The sequence below is a fragment of the Flavobacterium marginilacus genome (genome assembly GCF_026870155.1).
GTDB classification, from domain to species: domain Bacteria; phylum Bacteroidota; class Bacteroidia; order Flavobacteriales; family Flavobacteriaceae; genus Flavobacterium; species Flavobacterium marginilacus.
This window is the reverse complement of sequence record NZ_CP113975.1, coordinates 953,957-966,326: the sequence shown is the minus strand read 5'-3', so window position 1 is coordinate 966,326 and position 12,370 is coordinate 953,957. Positions and strand designations below refer to the sequence as shown.

Here is a 12,370-nt window from a genome sequence, read left to right as displayed (position 1 = left end):
CATTACTAAATTATAATTTTTTCTTTTTTTTGTTAATCTTCTCAATAAAATCTTCTATTTCAAAAAAATATTTTTCAACTAAAGCCAAATCCTCTTTTTCAAAATCCCACCATTTTATTTGTAAAAGCTCTTCTATTTTTTTATCCTCAAATCTATACTTGATGATTTGAATTGGATTTCCAACTGCTATTGCGTAAGAAGGAATATCTTTAGAAACTACTGCTCCAGCACCAATAACTGCTCCATTTCCTATACTTACACCATCCAAAACAGTTACATTCATGCCGATAAAAACATCATTCCCAATAGTAATAATCTTAGTTTCTTCCACTTTATCAATCTCACTCAATGTCGTACCATTTTGCTTTTCTGTTGAATAAAACATTGGATGTGTTGATAATCCGTTTGTTGGATGTATGCCCCAACCACAAACCAAATTTGTACCTATTGAACAAAACTTCCCAACTACAGTATTATTAATAATTGAATTTTCTGAAATATATGTATAATTTCCTATTACAGAATTGGATAATCTAGATTTAGGATAAATTATACATTGCTCTCCTAAATAAGAGTTATTGTTAATTACGTCATAATTGTCATTCTTCTCCTGTATTTTTTTCTTTACATCTGGAAATATTTTAAAGAATGTACTTCTAATTCTATACTTTAACTTACTTTTTAGTCTAACTGGTTTTTTAACTATAGCTGGTCTTTTTAATTCCTTATAAAATAATTTTACAATTTCCTCGGCTTTTTTATTTTCAATTAATGTTATTGATTCAATTTTAATATGATCTGAAAGTGACAAATTTTTAAAGTGAGTTGTTTCTCCATTATGAACACCAGAACTATCAAAACCTATATTATCTACTAAAGATTTTCTAGGATACAAAGTATATCCATTTTTTAATAAAACAGAAACGTGCCATTTTATGAACCATGTTTTAAGTCTACCAGATATGTTGTGAGCTAATTGCTCACTCAGGTAGTCTTCTCCAAATTTATCTACTTTATCAAATAGTTTTTCGTTTTTTAGTTGCTTCCATAACATTATTGAATCATCTTCAAAATGATCCCAAGCTCTTTTCCAAGTTGCCCACCCCCAACAAAGAGGCACATTGAAAAAGAAAGTCTCTGGCAATTCCTCTTTATGAGGATACATATATCCAGAAATATGCATTACTTTATCATTATCCTGATAAAACAATAATGCATCATTCATGTATTTTAAAAATCCAACTGAAGTTACAATGTCATCTTCTAAAACAATAACTGCCCCATGCCTATTAACCACTTCTGTAATTCCATCAATAATAGAATTAGCCAAACCTTTATTTTTTTCCTGAATTTTAATTATAACTTTTTTAAACCTTTTTTCTGAATTGACTAATTTTACAACCTCTTTAATTTTAATTAAATCATCAGGAGTTGTGTGTTTTTTAGCACCATCACAATAAACATACAATGTACTATCCTTAGCCTCCAGATTTTGCGCTAGCGAATTTAAAACTTGCTGTGTATGCAATGGACGGTTGTAAACAAAAAGAACAATGGGAGCATAATTATTCATTCTTTAATATTTTTCACAAGATTTAACTAGCATAAATAGTCATTATTTCTTTAAGATTATTCAATCGTACTTCAGTAGATATTGTTTCCTTAAGCTTTTCTATATTATCTGTAAAGTTTTTCTTTTCCTCTATGATAATTGATTCCAAATTACATTGACCAATTAAATTAGCATCATACGTTTTAATACCAATAGCCGTAATATATTTTTTTAAAACGTTCTCATTTTTAATAAACACTGGTTTTCCTAAAGTTAAAGCAGTAACAATATTGCCCCAAGCTTGTGAACGATTATGATACATAAAAATAACATCCATTTGATTCACAAATTCAACATATTCTTTTCTTGGCATAAAATCGGTTATTGGATAAAAATTTTCTCCAAAAACTCTTTCCCCTTCGTGCATAACTATTCGTTTATAATAATCAGATCCATAAGACAAGACACAATAAATTTCAATATCCTTTAATCTTCTCAATTTCTCAAAAGCTTCCAAATGGTTATTAGCTTCAGTGGCAGAATTACCTACTAAAATTTTAATTGCAACCGAAGTTTTCGTTTTAACATTTATCTCATTAGCCAAGTCAAAATTCAAATCATAATAACCTGCCAAGTGTTTAGCTTTGAATGTTGGGTATAATTCATTTACTTTTTCTATTTCACCAGTATTAAATTGCCCACAAACTATATAATCAATTCGCTCAACTTGTTTCTTTTTATATTCATATTGCTGTCTCACAATAAAAGGATATCTCAAAACATTTTTAATAGTACGAATCGTTTTAAAAATATTTTTTTGCCAAATAATTTTAGGATATGATTGTTTTTTAATAATGGAATACGTTTTTTTATCATAAATCCATTTAGCATGATGCCAAAAGGGTTCTTCGTACATCTCTCCTCCCCAAAAAAACACAATTAACTTATTAGGCAAATCATAAACCAAATCAGCAATCCACTTATCATACCAATGTATAAAAATTGTATCTGCTGGATTTAACAATTTAAGTTTATTCTTCAAACTTAACCTGTCATGACCAAGATATTCTATGAGTTTATCCGTTGTTATATAATTTGTTTCTCCTTTATCTCCTCTAAACCAAAAAACATTATTATTTTCCTCCCCAATAGCATACACATCTGCAATAAAAGAATCCAAAAACTTATCTTGCACCATTATGTGGTAGTTCATAAAATTATTCCTTTATCACATTTATAATCAATTTCAGATCCGCATCAGACAACTCATAATAAAATGGCAATCGCAACAACCTGTCTGAATATTGATTACTGCAAATCAAATCATCTCCTAAATATTTCTCATTATAATATGGACTTTTATGTAAACTCAAATAATGAAAAACCGCATTAATGCCTTTGTTTTTTAAACGACTAATACATTCGTCCCTTTTTTCTAAGGATTCAAAAACCAAATAAAACATATGGGCATTATTTGTCGCATAATTGGGTATTTGAGGCAACTTAAAACGCCCCTTAACTGTCGCCTTTTTTAAGCCCTCATAATACTGATCCCATATAATTTTACGCTTTTCTTGAATCTTGTTTAACTGTTCAATTTGAGCCCAAAGAAAAGCAGCGATAACTTCTGATGGCAAAAAAGAGGATCCAACATCTACCCATCCATATTTATCAATTTCACCTCTAAAAAATGCAGCTCGATTAGTTCCTTTCTCCCATATAATTTCTGCACGACTAGCAAATTGCTTATCATTAATTACCAACATACCGCCTTCTCCCGAAATAATATTTTTGGTTTCGTGAAAAGAAAAAGCTGCTAAATGTCCTATAGAACCCAAAGCTTTTCGCACCCCATCTCTACCAATATAAAAACTATCTATAGCTTGAGCAGCATCTTCTATAATGTATAAATTATATTTATTTGCCAAATCCATAATCATATCCATATCACAGGCAATTCCAGCATAATGAACTGGAACAATCGCTTTGGTTTTGGGGGTAATTAACGATTCTAGTTTACTCGCATCCACATTTGGATTTTCGGTATTAGAATCAGCAAAAATAATTTTAGCCCCTCTTAATACAAAAGCATTCGCAGTAGAAACAAAAGTATAAGATGGCATAATCACCTCATCACCTGGTTGAATATTGATTAAAATAGATGCCATTTCTAATGCATCAGTACAAGATGTTGTGAGCAAACATTTACCAAAAGCATATTTCTGTTCGAAAAACTGTTGACACCATTGGGTATATTTACCGTTACCCGATATTTTACCAGAGGCTACTGCATCGGTAATATATTCAGTTTCTTTTCCTGTGAGATAAGGCTTATTGAATCCTATATGTGTCATTTTTGTAAAATTGCTAGTCCAATCCCTGTTTTACCATATCCATTACCATTATAAAGCATATATTTATTATTCTTATGCTCAAAAACAAAAGGATAGCATATCATTTTCGAATCCCAACCTGTCTCAGAAACATCTAAATCTAAAACCTCATCTTTTCTATTCCATATCCTACCATCTTGAGATTCGGCGTAACCAATCCTATAAAGCTCACTTTTCGGCCCACCTCTATAAGAATACCACATTCGATACAAATTATTTTCTTTAATTACTCTTGGTACAGAAATAGCATACTCGTTTTGATATTTAAAATCTATTGCAATTTCATTATTTCGATTCCAATCGATTCCATCTATAGATGTTGCATATTTAATATGGTAATAATGTGTTATTTCTCCGTTAATTATATCCCATTTTGTGCAGCTTAGATACCACATTTTATAAATGTTTTCATCAAATAAAACACAATTTGAAGCAACAAAATGGGGTTCATTTCTCGACCTATCTAATATTGGTCCCTCAAACTTTTTGACAAAACTAAGTCCATTGTCGCTACTTACTGCTAAACCTATAGAATTACGAAAAGGGACTGTAGTTCCGAGATTCCATCCAATATAATACATCCAAACTTCTCCATTATTTTGCAATATACAAGATGGCATTATGCCACTATCATCAAAAGTACCTAATTCTCCTAGTTCAATTTTAATTGATTTAGGTAATTCTAAAATCTTTTTAATAGAAAAATCATAATCAATAAAGTATGGAATAGATTGATTCCTTTCATTTCTAGTACAAAAAATAATTCTTATAATATGTTCTGACAACCAAAATCCAGATGGCAAAGTTGAGTACTTAAAACTGCTCCCATAATCATTGAAATCAAATATCAAACCTAATTTTATCCAGCTTTGCTTCATATCAAAGTTTTATTATACTACTCTTTTTATCAAGTTTTATTGATTTTGCAGGTACATAGATAGAAGCTTCTTCTGTATTCTTCGTGATAACTGCTCCAGCACCAACAAGAGTTTCTTTGGCTATTGTCACCTGATGCCCAATCGTTGCATTAACACCAATAAAACAATTTGGTTCAACAACACAATGCCCTGATATGACTACATGTGAGCTAATAAAATTATGACTTTCAATAACAGAATGATGTCCGATATGATTACCACTCCATAGTGTAACATTTTTTCCAATCTTTACATAAGGCTGAATAGTGTTATCTTCCAAAATAAAAGCATTATCGCCAGGAGGAAATTGAGATAAATAAGTACAATGTGAACTTATATAAGAAGCTATTGTATAATTCATCTCCTTAGATTTCAAATACTTTGTTTCTCTAAGCTTATTCATTTTTGCATAACTTAAAGCTATAAACATTTCAACCTCATTGGGAGAAAAATGCTTTTCAACATCTTCAAAAGGAACTAATGGTAAATTCTCAAAAGTTGGGGCTAAACAATAGTCTTTATCTACTGTAAAGCCAACCACTTCGTAGGATGAATCGATATCAAAATAATATTTTGCCAATTGAGCAATATCACCAGTTCCAAATATGATTAATTTTTTAGATTTCATTTTCTAACAATTATTGAAAATTCATAAAGATTGTAATCGTGTAATAAAGCTACATTTTTTGAAAAATTCTTTTTGCAATAATCAAACAATAGTAAAGGATCTGCATAATATAAATAATCTTTCATATATTCTTTGTCCGAATATTTAGTTAAAACATTAAAGGAAAATCCTTTGACGCAACTTTCATCAATTTTCATTAATGTTTCTAAAATATAAGTCAGCCAATCTTCATTGGTGTTTTCAAGTTTTACATTAAATATACCGCTTGCAATAACATAGTCCGTTTTTTCTATTGGAAGTCTGGTTGACCATTTAACATTTTGTTTCGTAGAAAATTTATTTAATGCGACAGTAATCATATCTTCTGACACATCAAATCCAATATATTCGAAAGATTGATATTTAGTTTCAAAATAAGTTAACATCGAACCAAAACCACAACCATAATCAAGAATCGAAAAATGATCTTGATTATTTATTAAACTAGAAAGTACTTCAAACCTCAATTCTTGAGATTCAACTGAATTCCAATCAACGCCTTGAGGGGTAGCTCCAAACTGTTTAATTTTTGATGAATAATACCCTTTTATCTGGTCTTCTATTTTATTCATTAAAAGAAAATTTTAAAAAATTAGCAGCATTTTTCCCTTCGCAAAAAATCAAATCCAAAACAGATACTCCATGATCAAATGGTGGATATGGCTGTTGATATTCAGGATATCCTGAATAATCAAAATAATTAATTTTTACTCCTGCTTCATAAAAAATCCGTTCATTCATATATGCTTTAGCTGCTGGTCCTGAATAATAGTCCGTTCCTTTCAATTTTAAACAAATGTCCAATAACCGCTCAGAACGTTCTTCTTTTAGTTCAAATTCAGAAGAGAAACGAATATTTGTTCTTATTTTAAGTATTTCACAAATAGCATTAATAAAACGAAAATTAATTTCTGTTAAATATAATGATGTTGAATTTAAGTATAATTCTTCGAAAAAATCCTTATAATCTATAAAATTTTTAGATTTACTATAATTCTGCTTAAGACTATTCCAATGATCTTTATTCCAATTTTTATCTGATATTTTAGTCTCATTTATCTTTTGAAAATATTTTCCTTTAACTTCAACAGGAATTGTCAGCCATTTATTTCCATTAGGTGTTTTGATTATATTTCTGTTTCTCCAATCCCTGCGGGTAAATTGCATATCATCATAAATTACAAACTCATCAGCTAAAGCAATAGCATCAAAATATCCTTTCCAAGGAATATAATTAGATTGAGTTATTACTATTTTTTTCATCAAAAAATAGTATCGTTAATAGTCCAAGGCAAGGAAGGTCTTATCATCCCGTTCACTTTGCCTAAATAACCTGATTCTCTTTTGACATCCTTAACCTCAAAAGTCAATAATTCTTCATCACTGTATAAACTGCTCATGGCATTCGTATGAAAGTAGACATGAATTTGGTACACATCATCATTTAAGAAATTAGCTGGAATTTGACAGCTTATATCTATAACTTTTCCAATACTACAGTCAAATTTTCCACCACTGCCAAACACCACATCTCCTTTTATAGTTCGCAAATCATAACCAATAGAAATCCTCTCTTGAATGGTTTGATTGACAATTTTCATCCTAAAGTCAATTGCTGAAGTTACATCAATTACTTCATTTTTATCTAATGTAGAGGCATTTTCAATCGCAGCATAAAGAATTTTAACATGCTCATTTCCTTTAGCATCATCAATACTATCAAAAATAATTTTTCTTTCAGAAAAAGAAGTACTTTGCAAATAATCTGATATAATTTTAGTAGGATTTCCATTTCCTATAATACTGCCGTTTTGCATACTTATTACTCGTGTGCAAAGTGTTTCAACCGCCGCCATATTATGACTTACAAACAGCACAGTTCTTCCTCCTCCTTTAGAAATATCTTGCATCTTACCAATGGCTTTCTTCTGAAACTCAGCATCTCCCACAGCTAATACCTCATCGACAATAAAAATTTCAGGCTCTAGAAACGCGGCTACTGCAAAAGCCAGGCGTACATACATACCACTGCTGTAACGTTTTACAGGTGTATCTATGTAACGTTCACATCCTGAGAATTCAATAATTTCATCGAGTTTTGAAGCAATTTCTTTTTTGGTCATACCCAGAATAGCTCCGTTCAGGAAAATATTTTCACGTCCAGTCATTTCGCCATGGAATCCTGTACCTACTTCCAGAAGCGAAGCCACACGCCCTCCAAATTTTATATTTCCTGTCGTAGGTGCTGTAACTCTTGATAAAATTTTAAGTAAAGTAGATTTACCCGCACCATTCTTACCAATAATTCCGAGAACCTCGCCACGCTCTACTTCAAAATTAATATCTTGTAAAGCCCAAACATAGTCTGATGTCCCTTTCGTAGAACGGTCATTAACCTCTCCTATTTGCAAATACGGATCTTCCTTACCTCGAATGCTATGCCACCATCTATTCAAATCGTGGCTCAAAGTCCCTGTTCCTACATTTCCCAAACGATACTGTTTAGAAATGTTTTCGGCTTTTAATATAATGTCTTTCAAAGTTAGAGATTAGAAGTTAACGATTTTAAAATTGAAATTTGCCATTGAAATTGCTATTGCCATTGAATTTTTAAACTGTATCTATAAAAGTCTTCTCTGTCTTGTTAAAAATCAAAAGTCCAACAAAAAAAACAATTACTGTCACTGAAAAAGTGTATAACAATCCTCCAAATGAAATAGCCCCGACATTCAATAACATATAGCGGGCAGTTTCTATTAAATAGGCTAATGGATTATACTGTACCAGCCAGCCATACTCGGGTATTTTCTGTTTAATTAATTCCATTGGATACATCACCGCTGACAAATACATTAGCAATTGTACTCCGAAAGTAATTAAATTACTGAAATCACGATATTTGGTTACCAATGAAGAAATAAACATTCCCAAACCTAATCCCAAAATCCCCATGATTACAATCAATATAGGAAAAAATAAAACTAGCCCGTTGACACTTAAATTTGTCCCCTGAACATAAAAATAGATATAGAAAGCAACAAAAATAAAAAACTGAATTCCAAACTTTATTAAATTTGAAATGATAATCGACATGGGAGTAATAATTCTAGGAAAATATACTTTTCCAAAAATGCCAGCATTACTGGCAAACGTATTCGAGGTACCATTGAGACAAGAGGTAAAATAGTTCCAAACTGTAATTCCTGCCAAATTAAACAAAAATGGAGGAACAGTCCCCGTATTAATTCCAGCTACATTATTAAAAATTATAGTAAAAGTAACAGAAGTAAATAGAGGTTGAATCAAGTACCATAAAGGACCTAGAACAGTTTGTTTATAAACAGTTATTACATCACGTTTTACAAAAAGCATCAGCAAATCTCTATATTGCCAAACCTCTTTAAGATTTAATGTAAAGAATTTATTCTTCGGTGTTATTTCAAACAGCCAATTGGTATTTTGAGGAGAATTAGTATTCATTAGTATTTGCAGCAAAAAACAATATGCATAATATTTATCATTAATATATAAAAGTACAATTTTAAAAGAAAGATGCGAACTGTAGCATGGAATTATTGTATAGAACAAATTCTATAATCTGTTTCATGATCTCCTAATTGCAAATCAGAAAAAACAACTGCTTTTTTGAATTCATTTTTTTAAACAAGTTACATAATTAAACGGCACAGCTTCGCAATTCATACTCACATAGTCAGTTGAATTCACATGAAATTTTATCGGCAAATATACTTAAATTAACTTATGAGTCTACTTATAAAAAAAGCCTATTTACAGGTTTTTTGTGTACGAAAAGGAGGCAATAAACCAAGTACAGATAAATATCTTATACGTTGTCAAATCCAGTCAAATAGCAGTTAAAACAATTATGATAATGCAATTTATAAATTTCTACAGATACAAAAAGCAATAAATTAGAGATGTTTTTTGTTTTTTTTTGATCAAATTGAACATTCAGCAAACATCAATAAAAGAGAAGTGAGTAAAAAAAGTAAAACTTAGACATTAACAATAACCAACCTAGAAACGACAAAATAAAAAATCATGTTTTCTCTAAATAAAAAAGGTTTACAAGAACACCCCTGTAAACCTTTTCTTTTACTATTTTTTTTAATTCTTATTTATCCAAAACCTCAAAAGTTGAATTCATACTCTTAAACTCAGGAACGATGACTTTCATTTTTGTAACTATATCATCATTGTCAAAGAAATTTGCAATCCCAATAAGCTCATTAATGTCTGCATGAAGATTTTCAAATTCGTCTTGAATTTCTTGGGCAATCATTATTTTTTCATGATATGTGGGAATCGTTTTAGCTGTATCGTTAAGCAGTTCTTCATATAACTTTTCACCTGGCCGTAAACCAACTACTTCAATTTTTATTTCTCGATCGGGGATAAAACCTGCCAATTTAATCATTTTTTTGGCCAAATCTAAAATACGTACAGGCTTACCCATATCAAAAATATAAATTTCACCACCATTCCCCATTGCTCCAGCTTCAAGAACTAACTGACAGGCTTCGGGAATAGTCATAAAATATCGAATAATATCCGGATGAGTAATTGTAACAGGACCACCGCTGGCAATTTGTTTTGTAAATAATGGTACTACTGATCCATTTGACCCCAAAACATTTCCGAAGCGGGTAGTTATAAATTTAGTAGCATTTTCCTTATTCTCTTTCTGATGCTTTATTTGTAATGACTGTACATATTTTTCTGCAATCCTTTTACTGGCTCCCATAACATTGCTTGGATTTACAGCTTTGTCAGTTGATACCATTACAAATTTTTTAACATGATATGCACAAGACAAATCAGCCAAATTCCTAGTTCCTAATATGTTAGTTAAAATTGCTTGCGATGGATTCTCCTCCATTAAAGGCACATGTTTATAAGCCGCAGCATGATACACTACTTGAGGCTTATATCTTTTAAAAACCTTATCAATAGCTTCTTTATCCCGAACATCAGCAATAATATATTCAACTTTTGATTTCGAATTTGTTTGTTCCAGTTCAAGACTCAAATGATGCAAAGGCGTTTCGGCTTGATCTAAAACAACCACTCTATGAGGATTAAACAATAATACTTGTCTAACAATTTCACTTCCAATAGAGCCAGCTGCTCCAGTAATTAAAACTGTCTTATCCTTTAACTGTCTTGAAATAGATTTTTTATCTAAGACAATCGCTTTTCTCTCTAATAAGTCTTCAATCTGAATATTTTTTACTTTTTGAGAAATTTCTTTTTGATTTTCCCAATCCGAAATCAAAGGGACAGTATAAACTCTGTAATTAAATTCTAAACATTGATCCACAATAATCAACTGTTCATCTTTACTGATACCTTTATCAGCCATAATAACAGCTTCAGCACCAACTGACCGCATTAAAGAGGGCAATTTTTTTCTTTGAATCAATATTGGCAGATCCATCATCCTTTTGGAAGCATTTTGATTGTTTCTGTCAACAAAACCAACTATTTTGAAACGGCTTGGGGTTTCAAACTTCAAAGCATTAGCTACAGATATTGCATTAGCATCTGTTCCATAAATAACTGTTCTTATTAACTTAGTTGCATTTTTATCAGATAAATACAATTCAAATGTTTGTTTAACCACTACACGATATAAAAACAAACCACAAAATGAGAGCAGAACATTGATAAAAAGAGCTGTTGTTAAAAAAACTTTTTCGTCATATAATAATTCATAAGTAAAATTAAAAAACAGGAACACAACCAAAACTGACATTTGAGAAAACAACAGCTTCACTGCATCGTTATAAGATGAGTGTCTAATAATTCCCGAATAAGTTCTAAACAGCCAGAAAAAGAAAATATTACATGCAAAAAAACAAGCTGTAAAAAACACATCATGAACTGTATTGATATATTTCAAACCAGTTCCTCTAAAAATAAGCAAAGTAAAGAAGAAGGTTATTGTCAAAACTGAAACATCAATCAACACAATTATCCACCTAGGTAAATAACTCAAATTACGTATACTTAATTTCAAATTATCCCTAGAAAAAAATCCAGTATCCATGGAATTTTTCGACATATGATATGCTTTTTAATTTTATAAAATAACTATAGACAAAAACAAAAATACAATTTATTATTCTTAGATAAGAAACTAAATAACTCTTCGTAAACAATTAACATGATAAGTAATAACAGCGTGTTGAAAATCAACTAACACCACGTTTCATTATCTAACCTTTCGAAAAACAAAATTGATTATTAAAAAACATACTCTTTTAAAAATAAATACCAAAGTGGCAGTAATAATTTTTAAATCGTTATAAAGACTTTGTTGTTTATAATAGTCCAAATTCATTCTTACTTTATCTGGAAAAATAACAATATCATTATAAGCTAAAGAATCAGCCTGTTTTTTTAACAATGTCTGTTCATCATAATATTTCAGAGAAGCCAAACTAGTTAATCCTGGTTTTAATTCGAGAATTTTCCGGTTTTCTCCTTCCAGCAAATCATAATAGCCCTCGACATCTGGTCTTGGGCCAACAATACTCATTTCGCCTTTCAATACATTAATAAGCTGGGGCAGTTCATCTAATTTAAAATCCCTAAGGAATTGACCAAGTTTAGATATCTTCAACCCTTTTAAATTTTGATCTAATTGTATAGTCCTTAATTTATAAATTGTGAATCGTTTCCCATATTGGCCAATACGAACTTGAGTGAAAATCCCATTAGTTCTAGTATCAATAATTGCTGCAAACCAAGCTAGAAGCAGTAACCAAAAAAAAATAAAAAAAGCCAATGCGGCAAATAAAACATCAAATAACCGCTT

General features: G+C 30.5%; 11 protein-coding genes. All 11 read right to left on the bottom strand.

From position 1 onward, the window contains the following. Positions 1-10: 10 nt before the first annotated feature. The 11 genes from OZP07_RS04175 to OZP07_RS04125 all read right to left on the bottom strand — a co-directional run bounded on the left by OZP07_RS04175 (position 11) and on the right by OZP07_RS04125 (position 12,340). Positions 11-1,573 (bottom strand): DapH/DapD/GlmU-related protein, encoded by a 1,563-nt coding sequence (locus OZP07_RS04175; RefSeq protein ID WP_281637393.1) that lies wholly within the window; start codon positions 1,571-1,573, stop codon positions 11-13. 22 nt (positions 1,574-1,595) lie between these two features. After that, the gene (locus OZP07_RS04170; protein WP_281637392.1) at positions 1,596-2,765 is read right to left on the bottom strand and encodes a TDP-N-acetylfucosamine:lipid II N-acetylfucosaminyltransferase family protein; all 1,170 of its coding nucleotides are present in this window, start codon (positions 2,763-2,765) and stop codon (positions 1,596-1,598) included. A gap of 4 nt (positions 2,766-2,769) precedes the next feature. Then, positions 2,770-3,906 carry a dTDP-4-amino-4,6-dideoxygalactose transaminase gene (gene rffA / locus OZP07_RS04165; protein WP_281637391.1) on the bottom strand — a complete coding sequence of 379 codons (1,137 nt, stop codon included), beginning with the start codon at positions 3,904-3,906 and terminating at the stop codon, positions 2,770-2,772. Further along, positions 3,903-4,823 (bottom strand): glycoside hydrolase family protein, encoded by a 921-nt coding sequence (locus OZP07_RS04160; protein WP_281637390.1) that lies wholly within the window; start codon positions 4,821-4,823, stop codon positions 3,903-3,905. Before OZP07_RS04160 ends, rffA begins: the two co-directional genes overlap by 4 nt. A 1-nt stretch (position 4,824) precedes the next feature. Beyond that, a complete protein-coding gene (locus OZP07_RS04155) occupies positions 4,825-5,490 on the bottom strand; it encodes an acetyltransferase (RefSeq protein ID WP_281637389.1) in 666 nt (221 codons plus the stop codon). Next, positions 5,487-6,101: a class I SAM-dependent methyltransferase gene (locus OZP07_RS04150; RefSeq protein ID WP_281637388.1), complete on the bottom strand. Its 615-nt coding sequence runs from the start codon at positions 6,099-6,101 to the stop codon at positions 5,487-5,489. Before OZP07_RS04150 ends, OZP07_RS04155 begins: the two co-directional genes overlap by 4 nt. After that, positions 6,094-6,792, bottom strand: a complete 699-nt coding sequence (locus tag OZP07_RS04145; protein ID WP_281637387.1) for a WbqC family protein — start codon at positions 6,790-6,792, stop codon at positions 6,094-6,096. The genes OZP07_RS04150 and OZP07_RS04145 overlap by 8 nt, the downstream gene beginning before the upstream one ends. Continuing rightward, entirely contained in the window at positions 6,792-8,069 is a 1,278-nt protein-coding gene (locus OZP07_RS04140) for an ABC transporter ATP-binding protein (RefSeq protein WP_281637386.1), read from the bottom strand. The genes OZP07_RS04145 and OZP07_RS04140 overlap by 1 nt, the downstream gene beginning before the upstream one ends. Positions 8,070-8,139: 70 nt before the next feature. Continuing rightward, on the bottom strand, positions 8,140-9,009 hold the full coding sequence (locus OZP07_RS04135) for an ABC transporter permease (RefSeq protein WP_281637385.1): 870 nt from the start codon (positions 9,007-9,009) through the stop codon (positions 8,140-8,142). Positions 9,010-9,664: 655 nt separating this feature from the next. After that, complete coding sequence (locus OZP07_RS04130; protein ID WP_194640010.1) at positions 9,665-11,614, bottom strand: polysaccharide biosynthesis protein; 1,950 nt, start codon at positions 11,612-11,614, stop codon at positions 9,665-9,667. A 150-nt stretch (positions 11,615-11,764) separates the two neighbouring features. Beyond that, complete coding sequence (locus tag OZP07_RS04125; RefSeq protein ID WP_281637384.1) at positions 11,765-12,340, bottom strand: sugar transferase; 576 nt, start codon at positions 12,338-12,340, stop codon at positions 11,765-11,767. Between the last annotated feature and the right edge of the window lie 30 nt (positions 12,341-12,370).

Bases quoted from the DNA above. Each gene is read 5' to 3' on its own strand.
- OZP07_RS04175 (WP_281637393.1), bottom strand. From the start codon at position 1,573: ATGAATAATTATGCTCCCATTGTTCTTTTTGTTTACAACCGTCCATTG.
- OZP07_RS04170 (WP_281637392.1), bottom strand. From the start codon at position 2,765: ATGAACTACCACATAATGGTGCAAGATAAGTTTTTGGATTCTTTTATT.
- rffA (WP_281637391.1), bottom strand. From the start codon at position 3,906: ATGACACATATAGGATTCAATAAGCCTTATCTCACAGGAAAAGAAACT.
- OZP07_RS04160 (WP_281637390.1), bottom strand. From the start codon at position 4,823: ATGAAGCAAAGCTGGATAAAATTAGGTTTGATATTTGATTTCAATGAT.
- OZP07_RS04155 (WP_281637389.1), bottom strand. From the start codon at position 5,490: ATGAAATCTAAAAAATTAATCATATTTGGAACTGGTGATATTGCTCAA.
- OZP07_RS04150 (WP_281637388.1), bottom strand. From the start codon at position 6,101: ATGAATAAAATAGAAGACCAGATAAAAGGGTATTATTCATCAAAAATT.
- OZP07_RS04145 (WP_281637387.1), bottom strand. From the start codon at position 6,792: ATGAAAAAAATAGTAATAACTCAATCTAATTATATTCCTTGGAAAGGA.
- OZP07_RS04135 (WP_281637385.1), bottom strand. From the start codon at position 9,009: ATGAATACTAATTCTCCTCAAAATACCAATTGGCTGTTTGAAATAACA.
- OZP07_RS04130 (WP_194640010.1), bottom strand. From the start codon at position 11,614: ATGTCGAAAAATTCCATGGATACTGGATTTTTTTCTAGGGATAATTTG.